Annotated in this window: 15 protein-coding genes and 5 pseudogenes; 7 read left to right on the top strand and 13 right to left on the bottom strand. The window is 60.6% G+C overall.

Features of this window, described 5'->3' with window-relative positions:
* Positions 1-28 precede the first annotated feature (28 nt).
* Positions 29-316, top strand: coding sequence for a hypothetical protein (locus ACZ9DP_RS14550; RefSeq protein WP_476202612.1), 288 nt, complete (start codon positions 29-31; stop codon positions 314-316).
* On the opposite strand, the gene ACZ9DP_RS14545 is transcribed toward ACZ9DP_RS14550, so the two are convergent.
* The 4 genes and pseudogenes from ACZ9DP_RS14545 to ACZ9DP_RS14530 form a co-directional block, all read right to left on the bottom strand.
* Positions 313-1,353, bottom strand: a complete 1,041-nt coding sequence (locus ACZ9DP_RS14545; protein WP_476202611.1) for a hypothetical protein — start codon at positions 1,351-1,353, stop codon at positions 313-315. The genes ACZ9DP_RS14550 and ACZ9DP_RS14545 overlap by 4 nt on opposite strands.
* Positions 1,340-3,241 (bottom strand): ATP-binding protein, encoded by a 1,902-nt coding sequence (locus tag ACZ9DP_RS14540; RefSeq protein ID WP_476202610.1) that lies wholly within the window; start codon positions 3,239-3,241, stop codon positions 1,340-1,342. The genes ACZ9DP_RS14545 and ACZ9DP_RS14540 overlap by 14 nt, the downstream gene beginning before the upstream one ends.
* Positions 3,242-3,901: 660 nt before the next feature.
* Positions 3,902-4,608, bottom strand: a pseudogene (locus ACZ9DP_RS14535) (IS91 family transposase).
* A 133-nt stretch (positions 4,609-4,741) separates the two neighbouring features.
* A complete protein-coding gene (locus ACZ9DP_RS14530) occupies positions 4,742-4,906 on the bottom strand; it encodes a transposase zinc-binding domain-containing protein (RefSeq protein WP_476202775.1) in 165 nt (54 codons plus the stop codon).
* A 166-nt stretch (positions 4,907-5,072) separates the two neighbouring features.
* On the opposite strand from ACZ9DP_RS14530, the gene ACZ9DP_RS14525 reads away from it, so the two are divergent.
* From ACZ9DP_RS14525 to ACZ9DP_RS14510, 4 genes are read left to right on the top strand one after another with little or no spacing between them, the layout of a single operon-like run.
* Positions 5,073-5,231, top strand: coding sequence for a hypothetical protein (locus tag ACZ9DP_RS14525; RefSeq protein WP_476202609.1), 159 nt, complete (start codon positions 5,073-5,075; stop codon positions 5,229-5,231).
* Positions 5,228-6,277 carry a tyrosine-type recombinase/integrase gene (locus ACZ9DP_RS14520; protein WP_476202608.1) on the top strand — a complete coding sequence of 350 codons (1,050 nt, stop codon included), beginning with the start codon at positions 5,228-5,230 and terminating at the stop codon, positions 6,275-6,277. The genes ACZ9DP_RS14525 and ACZ9DP_RS14520 overlap by 4 nt, the downstream gene beginning before the upstream one ends.
* The gene (locus ACZ9DP_RS14515; protein WP_476202607.1) at positions 6,277-7,182 is read left to right on the top strand and encodes a tyrosine-type recombinase/integrase; all 906 of its coding nucleotides are present in this window, start codon (positions 6,277-6,279) and stop codon (positions 7,180-7,182) included. The genes ACZ9DP_RS14520 and ACZ9DP_RS14515 overlap by 1 nt, the downstream gene beginning before the upstream one ends.
* The gene (locus ACZ9DP_RS14510) at positions 7,179-8,168 is read left to right on the top strand and encodes a tyrosine-type recombinase/integrase (protein ID WP_476202606.1); all 990 of its coding nucleotides are present in this window, start codon (positions 7,179-7,181) and stop codon (positions 8,166-8,168) included. The genes ACZ9DP_RS14515 and ACZ9DP_RS14510 overlap by 4 nt, the downstream gene beginning before the upstream one ends.
* 80 nt (positions 8,169-8,248) lie before the next feature.
* On the opposite strand, the pseudogene ACZ9DP_RS14505 reads toward ACZ9DP_RS14510, so the two are convergent.
* Both ACZ9DP_RS14505 and ACZ9DP_RS14500 read right to left on the bottom strand, forming a co-directional pair.
* Positions 8,249-8,443 (bottom strand): annotated as a pseudogene (locus ACZ9DP_RS14505) (transposase zinc-binding domain-containing protein); the annotation flags it as partial.
* Between the two features lie 3 nt (positions 8,444-8,446).
* Positions 8,447-9,157, bottom strand: a pseudogene (locus ACZ9DP_RS14500) (tyrosine-type recombinase/integrase); the annotation flags it as partial.
* Positions 9,158-9,456: 299 nt separating this feature from the next.
* Between ACZ9DP_RS14500 and ACZ9DP_RS14495 the strand changes: the two are divergent.
* Both ACZ9DP_RS14495 and ACZ9DP_RS14490 read left to right on the top strand, forming a co-directional pair.
* Entirely contained in the window at positions 9,457-9,738 is a 282-nt protein-coding gene (locus ACZ9DP_RS14495) for a type II toxin-antitoxin system RelE/ParE family toxin (RefSeq protein ID WP_476202604.1), read from the top strand.
* Positions 9,739-9,829: 91 nt separating this feature from the next.
* A complete protein-coding gene (locus ACZ9DP_RS14490) occupies positions 9,830-10,135 on the top strand; it encodes a HigA family addiction module antitoxin (protein WP_476202603.1) in 306 nt (101 codons plus the stop codon).
* Between the two features lie 83 nt (positions 10,136-10,218).
* On the opposite strand, the pseudogene ACZ9DP_RS14485 reads toward ACZ9DP_RS14490, so the two are convergent.
* The 7 genes and pseudogenes from ACZ9DP_RS14485 to hypF form a co-directional block, all read right to left on the bottom strand.
* Positions 10,219-10,701: pseudogene (locus ACZ9DP_RS14485) on the bottom strand (IS630 family transposase); the annotation flags it as partial.
* 86 nt (positions 10,702-10,787) lie between these two features.
* Positions 10,788-12,047: a group II intron reverse transcriptase/maturase gene (gene ltrA / locus ACZ9DP_RS14480; RefSeq protein WP_476202601.1), complete on the bottom strand. Its 1,260-nt coding sequence runs from the start codon at positions 12,045-12,047 to the stop codon at positions 10,788-10,790.
* Positions 12,048-12,578: 531 nt separating this feature from the next.
* Positions 12,579-13,045: pseudogene (locus ACZ9DP_RS14475) on the bottom strand (transposase); the annotation flags it as partial.
* A 437-nt stretch (positions 13,046-13,482) separates the two neighbouring features.
* A complete protein-coding gene (hypE, locus tag ACZ9DP_RS14470) occupies positions 13,483-14,535 on the bottom strand; it encodes a hydrogenase expression/formation protein HypE (protein WP_476202600.1) in 1,053 nt (350 codons plus the stop codon).
* Positions 14,532-15,689: a hydrogenase formation protein HypD gene (gene hypD, locus ACZ9DP_RS14465; protein ID WP_476202598.1), complete on the bottom strand. Its 1,158-nt coding sequence runs from the start codon at positions 15,687-15,689 to the stop codon at positions 14,532-14,534. The genes hypE and hypD overlap by 4 nt, the downstream gene beginning before the upstream one ends.
* Positions 15,686-15,913 (bottom strand): HypC/HybG/HupF family hydrogenase formation chaperone, encoded by a 228-nt coding sequence (locus tag ACZ9DP_RS14460; protein ID WP_476202597.1) that lies wholly within the window; start codon positions 15,911-15,913, stop codon positions 15,686-15,688. Before ACZ9DP_RS14460 ends, hypD begins: the two co-directional genes overlap by 4 nt.
* Positions 15,904-18,177, bottom strand: a complete 2,274-nt coding sequence (hypF, locus tag ACZ9DP_RS14455) for a carbamoyltransferase HypF (protein ID WP_476202595.1) — start codon at positions 18,175-18,177, stop codon at positions 15,904-15,906. The genes ACZ9DP_RS14460 and hypF overlap by 10 nt, the downstream gene beginning before the upstream one ends.
* Between the last annotated feature and the right edge of the window lies 1 nt (position 18,178).

Raw genomic sequence — 18,178 nt, 5'->3', positions numbered from 1 at the left:
CCCGGAAGCTGTCCCGGATCGGCATGGTATGCCGGTGCTTCGGCACGACAATGTCCGTGCCTGGTTTCGGTGGATCGAGCAGTCCTCGACGTCGCTGTTGGCGCGGATCGATGCGCTGGAAGCCGAGGTGTTGCAGGCCTTTGACGTCTTGGACGGTAAGGAGTCGGACACTGCGTTCGACGAAACGCTGGGGAGCATCCGCGAGGAGACTCCGGTCCGCGTGTTGCGCCCGCTCATCGGCGAAGAGGAGTATCAGCGATTGATAGGCCTACTCGCCGATCGGGCCGGTTCTGCAGGCCGGCCGCCGGCCGCCTAGGCCTTTTCCGCCTTAACCTTCCAGTAGATCCAATTCAGGAACGCGTCCGCCTCGGACAGGTCGGCGGCGCCGATGCGCGCGCCGAGCGCCTTAACCGCCTCACACAGCCGCTCATAGCGGTCAGGTCCGATCGCGTGGAAGTTCGCGTAGGGAGCTGCTGCTATGCCAAGGGTCGACAGTGCGCCGACGGTGTTGCCGTTGTAGACCGCATATCGGGCGGGCGCGAAGGTGCACAGCATCTCAGTTGCCATGTTGATACCTACGCCCGGAATGGTCTCGGCCTCCTTCCTCATCGCGGCATAGCCCTCGCGTGGCGGAAGCCGGCTGGCGCCTTGTGCGAGTGCGAACAGTCCAATCATCCTCTTCGGGTGCTCCAGAGCCTTGCTGCCTTGGCGGGGGATGTTGCCCGACCCCCAGAGGTGCTGCCCGCCAGAGCTGCCCATCAGGTCGCCGAGGCCCTGCCGGAGAGCGTCTCTCGCGGCACCGTCAATCGGATCATCCGCGAGCGCGGCGATCGATCTCTGCAGCCTGAGAGCTTTGGCGCGGCTTTGCCGTCGGAACGCCTGCGCCGTCCCTGGGTCTGCAAGATAGCGGGTGTGCCAGTCCGCTATGACGCGAAGGTCGAAGCCCTCAGGAAGCGCCCGGTCACGAGCCTTCTCGTACTTCATGCGTTCGCGCCGATCTATCTCGTGGGCCGACCTGTACTGCTGGAGGAGCAGCGGATCGAGCTTCTGAAACCGCTTCCAGTACCGGTATCGCTCGAACGTCTCGGCTAGCTGCCGGGTGAGCGCATCGCCTGCCCCATGGTCGACGCGCAGGGACAGCTCTTCGTTCGACCGCCGCGCGCCGCGCGTAAGGTTCGCGGAGCCGATGACGCTGCGCCAGCGGACGCCCCGACGCGCCGAATAGATTTTCGGGTGGAAGGTCGCCGGCGACCTGTCCGCCACCATCACGCCGCACGTCGGATGGCGCCTGGCGAGCTCGAGCAGCCGCTCTAGCGCGGACGGCCTTGAGGCCGTGAATTCAACAGACTTCACTGCCGCCTGAGGATGAGTCCGTCACCCAGTCAGACGCTACTCTGGTTGCGGCCGTCGTGTCATGCGCCATGTTGAACCGGAGCACCTCCTCGAAGACGCGATTTCGCGCCTTTGCGTCGATAATCAACGACGACGCTGGCATAACATAGAGATGCAGCGGAATATTGTCCGACGATCCGATGACGAAGTCATCATAGACAACCCGCTCGCTCAAGGAGAATACGTCTTTGAACCCAGTTCTCTTCATGTCCTTGTAGAATTCGTCGTCAATCTCGACGACGGAAAAGGCAAAGACCTCCCGCACTGTGTCGATCCGGTCAACGAGTTCGCTGGCATACAAGCGGCACTGGAGGAGCGCCTTGTTATTATCAAAAATATCAGCACCGGGCTTCTTGAATTCGATGATGACGAGCTTGTTTGGGCGCCCTTCATTGTCCTTAGAAAAAAACGCTGCGACATCAGGCTTGCGGTGCTGCTTCGATTCGGTTTCCGCACCAACTTCGCGCACGATCCTTGCCAGGGTCTCATCGCTATAAATGCTGCTGTAGGACAGGAATTTATCGTCCACGATCCAAACGTTATTTTCGCGGATATCGTTTCCGTCGCTATTCTTGCGCAGGATAGCATTGTGGAGGACGTGTTCAGCCGACTCCCGCGGCATTTTGGCGAGTGAGTCGATCACTAGCGCCCGATGGATGATGAACCGCGCCAAGTCGTCACTGGCGAGGTGGGAGATATCGTCGAAATCGACCTTTCGACCTTCTTCCATAGCCTCGACGAGTTGGTCTTCGCGTCTTGCTTGTTGCGCTCTGTATGTTTTGATGACCTCATCAGCATCCAGCATGGCGGCATCCCCGTTCAGGGAGTTAATCGTGATGAACGGGTAGTATTTCTTCAATTTGTCAATGTTAGCGATTTTGAACGCATCTATATCACCTTCCGCCGTTTCGTTGATCATTGCCAGGCATTCTTCGTGGATACGCGGCATGAGCTTTTCGCGGCTAATCGGCGACACCAGATCGGCATCTGCATCAGTCTTCGGAATTTCGAGCTTCTGGCGCTCGATATTGGAGCTTCGGTTCAGATAGGTCGAAGTTATCGAGATCAGATAGCGGCAGATGTCGAACCGCTTGCTGATCTGATATTCCTCTACGCACAGTTCGTCCGCGCACAGCATTGCGATGATGCCTTTTCGTGGCGCATCCTCCCGAAAAAGATAACAATCGAAGGTCTCACCGTCGACCTCGAAGGTCCTCGTCTTCAAGGCTTCGATGTGTTCGCCCGAAAATACGAAATCCTCGGCGAATGGCTGCTTGGAATTATGGGTGAACTTGATCGATATGATCCGGCCGGCCTGTTTCTTCAGAAACAGCAGAAGCCGCAGGTCGTCGCACATCGAGTTGACGAGCTTGGCGACCTGCGTGTTGATCTTCTCCTTGAGGTCGGAGATGGTGATTGTTGTTTCCTGCGACCCCGGTGAGGCCGTACGCTTGACATCTTCCGGCTTGAAGTCAGGTGTATAACGAAATTCGACTAGATGTGTCGAAAGCTGACTGCGGATCTCGACACGGTTGGCATATTTGAGGAACGCGAGGCGGCCGACACCCTTGCCGCCGATATCGTCTTTATGGCCGGTACAGATCTCGTCGAAATAATTGAGATTGTCCTGCGTAAAACCTTCGCCGTCGTCGGAAATGGTTATCTTGTCGAGGACCTTGCGCTCTTCGTCGCCGAACAACCCCGACTGCTTCTCGAACCACAGATCGACTGAAATGGCCCTCGCACCGGCGTGGATCGAATTCGTGACGCCCTCGCGGATGACGTCCCGCGCCGTGACGCCGCCCTTATAATGCTCGGCTATGAATTTCTTGAGATTGATCCGTGCCATGGCAACTAGTGTTTATTGAAACGTACCAAGGCAGACAAGTGGCCGGCCAGCACTGCGCGATAAAATCTTTATATTTCAGTTGAATGAGCATATCACGAACGCACGAGCGTACGAAGCTAGCAAGGAGTCTGCGCGCCGCTGGCGGCCGACGCGACTGCATCCAGCCCAGCACCAAGGGGCTCTAACTTCCCAGCTTGGCCTCCTAGCCGGCATTGGTCTTGGCGCCTTTTTCGCCCGCCACTGTGGCGACAATCCGGGTCAGCACGTTCCTGTCGGATTGGAATGTAGAATGTAGAATGTAGAATGTAGCGTACATGTCTACTTCCGTCGCCTCCGGACCCGAAAGCTGACAGACAGCAAGCGTGAAGAGTTTCGGGCGCCGGCTGGCGTACGAAAGTCCCCGAGGAAGGAACCCGCGGACCACAGGCGGAGGCTATGGAGATTTTGATCTACGGCTGATCTGTGCGGTAGCGCGACTGCAGCCAGACGGTGGAGCGATGGATGCGGACAGGGCGCTTCGTTGCGCGTCCGCGCGGGTTAGCCGGCCCGGCACCTGGCCCGTCGCAACCCTGTCGGCGGCGATAATCAGCATGAACGCGCGTGGGTCGGTTGCCGGAGGCGGGGCGCCTGCGGCTGAAGTCTTGCTTATTCCATGCCGGGTCATGAAGCCATCTCCCGGTTTGTCGCCGCCGCATCCGGTGGTCCGCGCGGCTGCTTCCAGCGTTCAAACACCTCAATGACGATCATCCGTCCGCCGCAGCAGGGGCATGGCGGGCGGAAGTCATCCGGTTCGCCTGGTGCGCCGTCATCGACCGGTGCGGCGACGTGCAGGAGTTCGCGCGCGAGCGCGAGGCTGGTCTTGCGGGCAGAGCCGGCGAGCAGGCCGTAGTGCCGGATACGGTGGAAGCCGCGCGGCAAGACATGGAGCAGGAAGCGGCGGATGAACTCATCGACCGCGAGCGTCATGATCTGCTGCCGGTCGCAGCCGTCGCGACGGTAGTCCTTGTAGCGGAAGGTGACGCCAGTCTCGTCGAAGGCGATCAGGCGACGGTTCGAGATTGCGACCCGGTGGGTGTAGCGCGACAGATAGGCAAGAACAGCTTGCGATCCGGCGAAGGGTGGCTTGGTATAGACCACCCAGCGCTTCTTCCGGACCGACGACAGTTGCCGCAGGAATGCCTGCCCTCGGCGAGATGAGCAAGTGTGCCGAAGAAGCCGAGCCGTCCGGCGTCGTGCAGAGCGGCCAGCCGGATGAGGAACAATCGTCGAAACAGTTTGCCGAGTACGCGTACCGGAAGCAGGAAGGCCGGGCGCGATGATATCCATCGGCTTCCATCTGGCGTGATGCCGCCGCCCGGAACGATCATGTGGACATGCGGATGGTGCGTCATCGCCGATCCCCAGGTGTGGAGCACGGCGGTGATGCCGATGCGCGCGCCAAGATGCTTGCGATCGGCGGCGATGGTCAGCATCGTCTCCGCCGCCGCCTTGAACAGCAGGTCATAGACGAGCGCCTTGTTCTGGAAGGCTGTCGGCGACCTCGGCCGGCAGCGTGAACACGACGTGGAAATAACCGACCGGAAGCAGATCGGCCTCGCGCTCGGCAAGCCATGTCCGTGCCGCTGCGCCCTGGCACTTTGGGCAATGCCGATTGCGGCAGGTAATGGGAAATGCCCATTACCTGCCTTATGGGCAAATCCAGTAATGGGGAGCTGGCGGCCGCGGTGTCAGTATTTTCCTGTGAATCGTCGATCTCTCACTCTTCATAACATGGCGCCGGTGGTGCCCCGTCAGCTCGGCCACTGATGGCCGATCACAAGCGGGGACGAACATGTTGGAGACCTACTTCTCTGCGTCGAAGATGCTCGGGCATCTGCGCAGCGGGCCGTGCAGGCCATATCTAGATGGCTTCGCCGCAGCGCTCGAACGGCAGGGCTATGGCGCGGAGACGGTGTCGGCCACGTCATGGCAGAGCGCGATGCAAGCGTGAGCGACGTCGATTTGGCGGCGTTCGAACAGCATCTGCGAACGTGCCGATGTCCGCGCGCCAAGGGAGGCCGCCGCAACCATCACACCATCTACGGCGCAAGGCTCTTCCGTCGGCACCTCGAAGAAATAGGCGTGTGCAAGCCCGCGGTCGCGGCGATGCGGCCCGCCGAACCGCAGTTGGTCGTCGGCTTTAAAGCATGGCTCAGCAAGCATCGCGGGGTATCCGATGCGACGATAAGGCTCTACGCGCGCGATGCAGTCAGCATTATGGCAGCACTTGGAACGGACCCGACGCGTTGGAGCCCCACCGATATCCGCGGCTACTTCGTGAAGCGCGCGAGCACATGCGGGCGCGGCACCATCGAGAAGATGACTACGAGCCTGCGGGCATTCTTGCGCTACCTCGCCGTTCAAGAGCACTGCCGGGCCGGTCTCGACAATGCCGTTCCGGCCTACGCCCATTGGCAGCTTGCCGAGATGCCGCGATATCTCTCGGGCGAACAGGTCAGCCGGTTGATTGCTGCCTGCGATAGTGACGCCGGCGCGCGCCGGCGGGATCGCGCCATCGTACTGCTGTTGGCTCGCCTCGGCCTGCGAGCCGGCGACGTGGCACAGCTCCGTCTCATCGATATCGAGTGGCAGGCGGGTTCGCTGCGGGTCACGGGCAAGTCGCGCTATGAGGTTCGCTTGCCGCTGCCCCAGGACGTCGGGGATGCGATCGCTGCCTATCTCGAATGCCGACCGTCGTGCTGTCGAAGCGATCGCGTGTTCCTGAGCACGATCGCGCCCAGCCGCCCGTTCCGGAACGGCGACGGCGTCTCTTCGGTGGTCAGGCGCATTATGAAGCGGGCTGGCGTCGTGACGCCCGTCAAGGGTGCGCACGCCCTGCGGCACACCGCGGCGACCGAGATGCTGCGCCATGGCGTACCGCTCGACAAGATCGGCCTAGTCCTCCGGCATCGTGGCATCGACACGACGGCCCACTACGCCAAAGCCGATGTCACTCTTCTGAAGCAGGTGGCGCAGCCTTGGCCGGAGGCACTCTGATGTTAAACACTATCGAGACCTATCTCGCACTGCGCCGTGCCACGGGCTTTGCGATGTCGAATGCCGAGTACCTGCTCAAGAGCTTCGCCGCTTTCGCGGTCGAGCGCGGGCACGCGTATGTCCAAACGCAAACAGCCATCGATTGGGCCGCGCTCGGACCGTCCGTTGCGCAACGCGATGCTCGACTGAAGGCCGTTTGCCGCTTCGCACGCCATATCCGAGTCGAAGATGTCCGGCACGAGTTGCCCCCGGCCAATCACTTCGGTGCCCGCAAAAGGCGTCGACCGCCGCATATCTACTCGGGCACGGAGATCGGTCTCCTGATCGAAGCCGCCGGCCGGCTTCGACCTCAAGGAGGCCTGCGCTCGCTGACGTATGCGACCTTGATCGCCCTGCTCGCGGCCACAGGGCTGCGCATCTCCGAAGCACTCAAGCTCACGTTCGCGGACATAACGAGCGACGGCCTGCTGATCCGCGAGACTAAGTTCCGCAAGACCCGTCTCGTGCCGTTGCACGAAACGACTTCGGCAGGCTTGCAACACTACCTGAAGCGCCGCGGACCTGGCTCGGGAGATGATCCCGTGTTCGCCGACACGCGTGGCCAGTCACTGCGCTACATCGCAGTCAAAGAGACCTTCGACAGGCTGGTCTGCAAAGTTGGCATCCGGCCAACGTCGGCGCGGCGCCCTCGGCTGCATGATCTGCGCCACACGTTCGCGGTGCGGGCGCTACAAGGCAGTCCGACGGGCCGAAACCGATGCGGTGCGCATATGGTCGCGCTCGCGACGTACATGGGTCACGTCAACATCTACACCACCTACTGGTACCTGGAGGCTACCGCCGACCTCGTGCGCGACATCGCCGTGGCGGGAGAGGCGTTTATGTCAGAGGGGAGGCTACCATGACACCGATCGCTCCCCTCATCGAAGCGTTCCTGCGCGAAACACTCGTCCGTCAGCGGGGCGCCAGCCGACACACGTGCGATTCCTATGCCCAGAGCTTCCAACTCCTGTTCGAGTTCGCCGCTGCGAGGCTCAAGAGTAAGCCATCCAAGCTGATGTTGGAGCAGATCGACTCCGGTTTGGTCAGCGCCTTCCTCGAGCATCTCGAGGATAAGCGCAAGAACGCCGCCGTGACGCGAAACGTTCGTTTGGCGGCTATCAAGTCGTTCTTCCGCTTCCTCGAATACCGGCAACCGGCAGCCCTCGATCAAGTCCGCCGCGTGCTGGCGATTCCGTTCAAGAAGACGGACACGCGTCTCGTTCCCTATCTACTGCGCGAGGAGCTGCAAGCGCTGCTCGACGCCCCGGACCCGACAACGCGCGACGGCATCCGCGACCGAGCCATGCTGCATATGGCCGTGTGTGCAGGATTGCGCGTCTCCGAACTGACGGGCCTGAAGATCGACGATATCGACATGTCGTCGATGAGCATACGCGTTGTTGGCAAGGGGCGGCGGGAACGGGCGCTGCCGCTGTGGAAGCCGGCAGCCACGGCACTGCGCGCCTGGCTCGCCATTCGCGGAAAGGTCGCGACACCCGAAGTGTTCGTCAGCGCGCGTGGTGAACCTTTGAGCCGATGGGGCTTCGCCTATCTGCTCAAGCAGCACGCCGCGGTTGCGGCTCGCCAGCAGCAAGGCCTCGCCAAGAAGCGAGTCTCGCCTCATGTGCTCAGGCACACCTGCGCGATGATCATCCTGCAGGCGACGCAAGACATCCGGAAAGTATCGCTGTGGCTGGGCCATGCCACGCTGACGACCACAGAGGTCTACACACGCGGCGATCCAACCGAAAAGCTCGAAGCCATGGAAGAGATCGTGCCACCGCATCTGCGGCGCGGCACCTTCCAGCCGACCGACAAGCTGATGGCACTGCTAAAGAGCGCTTCGTAATGGTGAGCGGGCTGGCGGCGAAATGCGTGAAAGAGCAATCAGGTCGCCGCCAGCTCCCCATTACTGGATTTGCCCATAAGGCAGGAGTTGTAGGCGATCTGTCGCTGGCCGCAGTCCTCGCAGGCCTCGACGTGACCGCCGAGCGCCGCAGTGCGGCAGTTCTCAACCGCCGACATCACCTTCAGTTGCGGCAGGCTCAGGTGCCCTGCATGCGCGCGCCGGTACGCCGCCCCGGCAGCACGGAAGATGTCGGCGACCTCGATCGAGGCACGCAAGGCTCAACCGTCGGGAAAGGACTCTTCCGGCTTGAACAGGCCGAGCTTGTCGAGCGGACTCGTAACCGTTCGGACCGTCTTGCTCGCCACCTTGGCGTAGAGGGCGGTGTTGTTGAGTTTTGCGTGCCCGAGCAGGACCTGGATGATCCTGATGTCCGTGCCGTCCTCCAGCAGGTGGGTGGCGAAGCTATGGCGCAGCGTATGCGGCCCGACCCGCTTGGCAATGTCGGCGGCCTGGGCCGCCTCAACGACGATCCGATAGAGCTGCCGCGTGCTGATCGGCTTCATCGCGTGTTGGCCGGGGAATAGCCAGCCGTCACGATGCATCACGCCCTGCTGCCGCCCGACCTTCCACCACTGGCGCAACAGGGTGAGCAGATCCTCCGAAAGCATGGCATTGCGATAGCGCCCGCCTTTGCCACGCTCGACGCGCAGCAGCATCCGCTCACTGTCGACGTCGGTGACCTTCAGCATGGAAACCTCCGCGACACGGAGGCCGGCGCCATAGGCGACCGACAATGCTGCCTGGTGCTTGAGGCAGGTGGTGGCATTGAGTAACCGGGCAACCTCGTCGCGGCTCAGCACCACAGGCAAGTTACGCGGATGCGCCAGCCGGACGAGCCTGCGCGCCAGGTCCGGGCGGTCGAGGGTCTGGGTGAAGAGGAAGCGTAAAGCCGACACGATGTTGTTCATCGTTGGAACGGGAACGCCATCCTGGCCGATGTCGGCTACTGGGGCCTTTGATACAAGGGGCTTTTGTAACAACAGGGTCGCTGGTTAGATTCCCTTCAAGGGCTTCGGTACGGAAACCGCAAGGCAAATGTTCTGTCGAGACCACCGAAAAGGCTTTCCCTTCGCAGAACCTACACGTGGTTTCTTCTCCAACTACAAGCGTCAACAATTTGCTTACCTCATCCTTGACAAGCGTCAACAGATCGCTTACGTTGTGGAGGTAGTCAACAGCCAAGGACACTGTATGGAGAATCGATACATGGATTACAAGGAAACTTTTTATGATATTGAATTTTAAGAATAAAGATCTTCGGAATTTTTTTCAAACCGCGAAAACTAGTAAGATTGCACCTACGCTTCAGGACCGCATCAAGTTCAGGCTCGATGTTCTCGATCAAATTAGTGACCTGTCGGAACTAAGGGGTTTTCCGGGGTTTAAGTTTCACTCGCTGAACGGGTTCGATCCGACTCGCTACACAATTCACGTCAATGGCCCATGGTGCATCACTTTCGAGTTTACGAAGGGTGAAGTCACGCAAGTTGATTTGGAACAATATCACTAACCAACCAGCGTCGGCCAACGAGGCTGACGCTGGAAACTGCTGAAGACAGAATAAATGGCAGTTTCCTAGAAAGGACTAAATGGAGACGAGAATGGCTTATGATGTAGTAAGGCCCCTAGAACGGTGCCCGTCTCATCCGGGCGCGTTACTCAATGACATCCTTCCCGATACCGGGAAGACCAAAGTAGAGATTGCGAATCTGCTTGGGATTTCCCGACAGCAGTTGCATGATATTATCACTGAGAAGAAGCCTGTTTCCCCGAATATCGCTGCACGTTTAGGAAAGCTATTCGGCATGGGCGCTGGCGTGTGGCTGCGTATGCAGGCCGCATATGATGCGTGGCAGGCCGAGCATAATGTTGACCTTAGCAACATACCGACGCTTGAGTTTGCGTGAGGCATTCGCCCGCCAGAGTGGGAAACTCGAAAGGCAGGCTAACAGGTCTGCCTTTTTACTTTAAGGACTAGAGCACGTCCATTTTAATCGGGGTCATATCCGGCTGCTGCGAAGTAGTTTGCACATTCCTGCGGCTTGAAGAGCGTGACGATTTTGCCGACGGTTTCCCACAAGGCGTCAACGGATCGCTCGGCCTTTGCCCGCAGAAGCGCTTTAAGTTTGGAAAAGGCCATTTCAATCGGGTTGAAGTCGGGACTGTAGGGCGGGAGATAGAGCAGCCTGCCGCCAGCAGCTTCGATGGCCCGGCGGACACCGTCGGCTTTGTGAGCCGGCAGGTTATCCATGATGACGGTATCACCCGAACTGAGCGTCGGCACGAGAACCTGTTCGATGTAGGCCAGGAATGCCGCACCGTTCATCGGGCCGTCGAGGACCATCGGTGCCGTCATGCCGGAAAGCCTGAGCGCGCCTGTAAAGGTCGTGGTTTTCCAGTGTCCGTGGGGAACGGCCGACCGACAGCGTTGTCCGCATAGAGATCGCCCGCGCAGTCGCGCCATCTTCGTGGAAAGACCGGGGTGAGTAGGCCGGAGGGATTTCACCTGCCGGCCTCTCGCAGAACGGTGCGTGAACCTCTCGATTCACACCGCTCCCATCAGGTAAACGTGTTCGTTCCGAACGCCTGCCAATGTACGAACAGCCCCGGATTTTCCCGCGCCAGCTTTCGCAAGAAGAGACTCGCACGTGTTTTATGGGACTGAAAGCGCTTGAACTTTCGCCTGATCCAAGCCCTGAGCTTCTGATTGACGTAGTCAGCCAGAGTAGACAGGGCCGAACGACTGTAACGGCCATAATAGGCGATCCATCCGCGAAGGAGTGGATTGAGCTGTTTGGCGATTTCAGCCAGCGTTCCCGGTGTTTGCCGCGGGATGTTCAAGCTTTTGATCGTGGCCCGCATCGACTTCAACGCTGAGGGACTAACCGCAGGCGTGTAGCCACAGAAGAACTCGTCCCGCTGTGTATTCGCCACCCGTCGCGGCCGGAATTGATACCCGAGGAAGTCGAAGGTGACATTCGGATATTTCCCCCTGCGCCTTTGGTCCTTGCAATAGACGATCTTGGTCTTTGTCGGATGCATTTGAAGTCCGCATGCCGCCAGCCGGGCTTGAAGCTCCACCTTGAGGGCTTCGGCTTGTTGCTCGCTTTGGCAGTGAACAAGACCATCGTCGGCATATCGACACCATGGAAGGTCGGGATGCATCCGCGTCATCCACAAGTCAAACGCATAGTGCATGAAGAGATTGGCGAGGCAGGGACTAACAACACCCCCTTGCGGGGTGCCGCACGTTCGCGCAACGACCTCACCATTCTTCTCCATCGGCGCTGTCAGCCATCTTTCGATGAACAGCAGAGCCCACTTGCATGTGACGTGCTTCCTGACCGCTTTCAGCAAGAGATCGTGCGGAAGATTGTCAAACAGCCCCTTGATGTCGAACTCTAGAACCCAATCGTACTTCCAGCATCGCTGACGCGTCACGCCAACAGCATCCAGCGCCGATTTTCCGGGCCTGTAGCCATAGGAGTCTGGAAGAAAGAAAGGCTCCAAATCCAGCTCAATCATCTGCTTGACCACCATCTGCGCGATCCGATCGCTGACCGTGGGCACACCCAAAACCCTTTCACCTCCACTCTTTTTCGGAATGGAAACAGCACGCACCGGAGGCGGAAAGTAGGTCCCAGACGACATTCGATTCCAGATCTTGTAGAGATTCCTCGCAAGGTCTTTCTCGAACATCTCCAAGGTCTCGCCGTCCACCCCGGCTGCGCCATGGTTGGCTTTGACCGCTTTGTAAGCTTCGTACACTTGTCGTTTCTCAATTCGAAACGGCTTGTCTGTCGTACTTTCCGAAGTCATCCTGTTTCCAGTTGTTCCAAACAATACGACCACCTGATCCGCCCCCTTTGCTCCGACCCCATTACAGGGTCCTCGACGCTCATACGGGTCGGTCCGCCCCAGTCCCCTGCATCGGTACTCTCGCCTTGCGGTTTGCTCCGCTTGAGCTTCTCCCTTTGCATCAGGAGCCTGGTTCCTGCAGTTCCGCGTGAAAGCCTATGTCCAACCACGCCCCCTCTACGCCGGTCGCCGCCCGCCCAGTCATCAGGCATCTGGCGGACTTGTCCCAGGATGACGAAACGGTCCTGGTTTCGACGACACTTGGATTCATAACGACGCGTCTTCGGAGGGTTCACTTTCGTTCGTCTTTCGGACACGCACCTGCTCGGATCTCGTCCGAACGTTTCATCCGACGCTCACCACCACGGCTCTTTACCGCAGCAGCTCGGACTGGTTTGAGACCTGCTCCTGAAAGCCGATCCCGGAGGGCCGTCCTCCATCATTCACGCAGCTTTGCGTAACGGTCTTAGTTCATGTTGAACTCCTTCCGCTGCTCTGCAGCACACTTTCATCGATAAAAACCAGCTTGGCGGGATCGAGATCGGGCTGGCCATCAAACCAGTCCTGACGCCGGCTCAAAAGGTCGTCTCGCTCCTGCTCCAATGCATGTGCGGTCTTTTTTTAAAGGTCCAGCCCCGCTTGCGAAGCCACACATCAAGAGCACTACGGCCGATCGATACAGATTTATCCGTGCTCAAGCGCAGAACCATCTCGTTGAGCGTGATGTCCTTCTCCACATCGATCAGGCCGATGATAAATGCCTCATGCGCATCCAGCCTGGAGCCAGAACGTCGGCCTTGTTTGCCTGCGGTCAGTTGACCCTGTCGCGCATTGGCGATCCAGGCAATGGCCGTCGAAATCCCAATCCCAAACCGCGCCGCTGCCGAGCGTGCAGACATCCCGTCTGCAGAAGCCGCCAGAACACGGCTGCGAAGATCATCGCTTAATGCACGTGACATCCCTATCTCCCTGATTCGAAGACAGGGAATCACGGCAAACAGCGACTGTCATCTCAATTCCGATTCCGCGTTCAGCGGACGCGCTCTAGGTAATTAAAATTAGTCGACCGTGAAGAACGCTGTTTTCATTGTGGCGGTCAGGATTGTCTAAAGAATTGTCGGCTCAATAGGTTGCAAAATCTGCAGTCAAAATGCGCTTTGCTCTCTTGTCGCCCCGGATGCCGGGATGGACGATCAGGCAGAGCGTCTTGCGCCAGACATCCGCCGGATCGGCCGCCTAAGGAACGGCGCTCTCACCAGATAGGGGGAGAAGAGCGCGATTGCCTCCCGCGTCAAGCCGACCGACACGTCATGCCCCGCTCCGCGCAGGTCCAATGCAGGCGCTGGGACAGAGGATTGAAGCTATGACAGAGGAGCAGCATGCGCATCGTCATTCCTCAGCAGATTCTGGGAAGCTGCTCGCCGGACAGCCAGTCGACGATGCGTCCGCCGCCGAACGACGTTGCCATTTGCACGAAGCAATTGTCGTCCGCCACGATATGGCCGATCAGCGCCGCTTCCCTGCCGAACGGGTGCGCCCGCATGACGGCGAGCAATGCATCAGCGGCTTCGGACGCCACGACTGCGACGAGCTTGCCCTCGTTGGCGACATTCAGCGGATCGAGGCCGAGGAATTCGCAGGCCGCAGCCACCTCGGGGTTGATCGGAATGGCCTGCTCATCGATACGAAAACCAACCTTCGACGCATTGGCGATTTCGTTCAGAGTCGCGGCAAGGCCGCCGCGGGTCGGATCGCGCATCAGCCGGATCGATGCTCCGGCAGCCTCGACCATGGCGGCCACCAGACCATGCAGTGCGGCGGAATCCGAGACGATATCTGTTTCGAATTCGAGGTTCTCTCGCGTCGACATCACCGCGACGCCGTGATCGCCGATCGAGCCGGACACGATCACCACATCGCCCGGACGGGCAGCATCGGAGCGGAGATCGTGCCCCGCCGGAACCGTGCCGACGCCGGCGGTGGAGATGAACACGCCGTCGGCCTTGCCGCGTTCGACCACTTTCGTATCGCCGGTGATGATCGGCACGCCCGCCTCGCGCGACGCGGCACCCATGGTTTCGGCGATGCGGTCGAGATCGTCCAGCAGAAAGCCTTCCTCGATGATGAAGCTTGCCGAAAGATAGAGCGGCACCGCGCCCGCCATCGCGACATCGTTGATCGTGCCGTGCACGGCTAGCGAGCCGATGTTGCCGCCCGGGAAGAACAGCGGCGAGACAACATAGCCGTCGGTGGTCATCACCATGTGGCCGCCAGGCACCATGAAGGCCGACTGGTCGTTGCCGGCCCGCAGCCATTCATTGTCGAAGGCCTTGTGGAATATGCCCTCGATCAATTGGCCCATGGCGCGGCCGCCGGCCCCGTGGGACAGGTCGACGCGGCCACTTTTTAGGTCGAGCTTGTGCCTGTTGGCTTTCACCATCACGTTCATGCGACGGCCCTTCCGCGTTCGGAGGCTTTGGCGTGCGCGCGGAAGCGGCCATAGGTCCAATGGGCGGCACAGGCGCCCTCGGAAGAGACCATGCAGGATCCCATCGGCGTGTCCGACGTGCAAACGGTGCCGAACAACTTGCAGGCGGTCGGCTTCTTGACGCCGCGCAGGATCGCGCCGCATTCGCAGGCCGGGTTGTCCTTCCCGGCTGGCGTCACCATCGAGAAACGCTTTTCCGCGTCGTATTCCGCATATTGCGGCCTGAGCCGCACCGCGCCATAAGGCACTTCGCCGAGTCCGCGCCATTCGAAGCTCTCGCGAAGTTCGAAGAAATTGGCGAGCTCGGCCTGGGCCTTCTCGTTGCCGAACGTAGTGACGGCGCGGATATACTGGTTCTCGACTTCATGCCGGCCGTCGTTCACCTGCCGGACCAGCATCAGGATCGCCTGGATGACATCGAGCGGTTCGAAACCCGCCACCACGACCGGTTTCTGGAATTCCTCCGCGAAAAATTCATAGGGCTCGGTGCCGATCACGGTGCTGACATGAGCAGGGCCGATGAAACCGTCGATCTTGACCGTGCCCAGCTTGCGGACATCCGGGCTTTCGAGAATGTTCTGGATCGCCGCCGGCGTCAGCAGGTGGTTGCAGAAGATCGAGAAATTCCTGAGCTCCTTGGCGATCGCGATCCTGAGCGCCAGCGCCGTCGGCGGCGTGGTGGTTTCGAAGCCGATGGCGAAGAACACCACTTCCCGATCCGGCTCGGCTTCGGCGATCCGTAGCGCATCCAGTGTCGAATAGACCATGCGGATATCGGCGCCGGCGGCCCTGGCCTTGAGCAGGCTCGATCCGTTCGAACTCGGCACACGCATCAGGTCGCCATAGGTGCAGATCGTGATCTCCGGCCGCATGGCAAGTGCGATCGCCGCATCGATGCGGCCGATCGGCAGCACGCAGACGGGACAGCCCGGACCATGGATCATCTGCGCATTTTGTGGCAGAAGGTCTTCGAGGCCATAGCGGGAAATTGCATGCGTGTGGCCGCCGCAGAATTCCATGAAATGATAGAAACGCACCGGATCGGCAAGCGCGGCGATTTGGCGGGCGATATCCTTGGCGAGCCTGCCGTCGCGATACTCGTCGATATATCTCATGCCGCATCTCCCGAGGCAGCTTCGCGGATCAGGGCCAGTGTCCTTTCCGCTCCTTCCGGATCGATCTTCGCCAGCGCGTAGCCGACATGCAGCAGGACATAGTCGTCCGGCTTGACGTCCTCGACAAGCGCGGTCGAAATGATCTTCGAGACGCCGTCGAGCGTCACCTTCGCCATGTCGTCTGGCAGCACTTCCTTTACCTGGACCGGTATGGCTAGGCACATTTCGGGTTCTCCTCCATCTCTCCTTTATCGTTCTTGATGACTTGCCTTGCAAAGGCGGCCTGGCCAAGCGCAATGCCGCCGTCATTGGCGGGAATCATCCGCGGCAAAAGTGGCTCCAGGCCAAGATTGCGCAGGGCGTTCGCAAGGCCCTCAGCGAGGATGCGGTTCACGATGCAGCCGCCTCCGAGCATGATCTTGCTCGTCCCGGCTTGCGACGCCCCGCACGCCGCCCAATCGACGAGACCGGCGATCAGCGTGCCGTGGAACAGGTTCGAGGCGCTGACGCCACAAAGCTGCCGCTCGGCGAGATGGACGATCAGCGGCCGGAAATCGAGGATTCCGTCGACAATGCTGTAGCCTTCGGGAAGACAGTGCGGGCTCTCAGCCAGAGCCTCGAACTCAATCGCCGCCTGTCCCTCGTAACTCTGGACGAGGCGCACTCCGCTGATCGCAGCTGCCGCATCGAAGAGCCTTCCGAGGCTCGATGTCCGGACCGGCTGCATGCCACGCGCGAACATGGCTTCGAGATGCGCGACGCCGGGATGACCCGGCCAGAGCTTTGACGCAAGATCGATGCGGCCAGCGGCCCGCAGCGCGGCGACGCCCATGCGCCAGGGTTCGCGCGCAGCACGGTCGCCGCCCGGCAGCGGCAGCGGCGAAAGCGAGCCCAGCCGCTGCCATCGGTGCCCGTCGACCATCAGCATCTCGCCGCCCCAGCTGCCGCCATCGGCGCCATAGCCATATCCGTCGAGCGCCAATCCGAGAACCGGCCCGGTGACGTGATGCTCGGCGACGACAGCAGCAATATGGGCAAGGTGGTGCTGGATCGCAACGAGCGGCAGGCCCAGGCTCTCCGCCATCCGCACCGACCGGAAATCGGGATGCAGATCGCAGGCGGCATAGTCCGGCCTGATATCGAGAATGGAACAGAGATGCGCGATCGCCTCCTGCTGGAAGCGGATCGCTTCGGCATTGTCGAGGCCGCCGATATGCTGCGACAGGAACGCCTCTCGGCCGCGCGTGACGCAGACCGTGTTCTTGAGATCGGCGCCCGTGGCGATCACGCACGGACCGTCCTCGCCGAGATCGACAGGCTCCGGCACGAAACCGCGCGCACGCCTCAGGAAACTTGGAGCACCATCGATCACCTGCATGACCGAATCGTCGGCGCGGACGGCGATATCGCGATTGTGGGTGACGATGAGATCGGCAATCCCGGCAAGCCGGCGTTCGGCATCGTCATTGCTGGCCACCAGCGGTTCGCCAGCCGGATTGGCGCTGGTCGCGACCAGCGCGGCGGGGCCGTCTCGCAGACGGTGGGCAAGCGCGTCAAACAGCAGGTGGTGCTGCGGCGCATAGGCAAGTATCAGGCCGATCCGCTTGAGCCCAGGTGCGATGAGGTTGGAAAGCCCATCAAGGCTCTCCACCAGAACGATCGGGCGGGCGGCGGACATGATGAGCCCTTCTTCGACCGCCGTCAGATTCGCCACAAGTCGTGCCGCCTCGATATCCCGCACCATAACGGCAAACGGCTTTTGGTCGCGCGCCTTGCGCAACCTGAGAAGATCGATGGCCGCATCGTTGTGCGCATCGCAGAGCAGATGGAAGCCGCCGATCCCCTTGAGCGCGACGATTTCGCCTTTCAGTAACCGTGCAGCAATCTTCTCAACCGGGTGACTGAGTTCCGGACCGCAGTCCGGACAGGCGACGGGTTCTGCATGGAAGCGTCGGCTTTCCGGATCGGCATAGTCGGCGCGGCAGGCCGCACACATCGGAAAGGCGGCCATCGAGGTCTGTCGACGGTCATAGGGCAGGGCACCGGTGATGGTAAAGCGCGGGCCGCAATGGGTGCAATTGACGAAGGGATAGCCGAAGAAGCGGCTCTGCGGATCGGTCAGCTCCCGCCGGCATTCGGCGCAAGTTGCGGCATCGGCGCCGATGCGCGTCGCCGCTTGTCCGCCGACGCTTTCAAGGATCTCGAACAGTTCCCCGCCGGCTGCGTCCATCTCCATCACATCGACGGTGTTTATTCGTGCCAAGGGCGGCGCCTGCATGCGCACAGCTTCGGCGAAACGGCTTGCACAAGTGCCTTCGACCTCGATCAGCACACCGGCGCTGTCGTTAAGCACGAAGCCGGTCAGCCGCATCGTCCGCGCCAGCCGGTAGACGAACGGGCGGAAACCGACGCCCTGCACGGAACCGCGCACTCGCAGCCGCAGCCGCTGGACCGGACCCTCCACTGCCGATGCCAGGGCGCGCGCCATT

The organism is Rhizobium sp. USDA 4016 (assembly GCF_056279705.1).
Note: the sequence above shows the minus strand (reverse complement) of the source record. Positions and strands in the feature narration are given on the sequence as shown.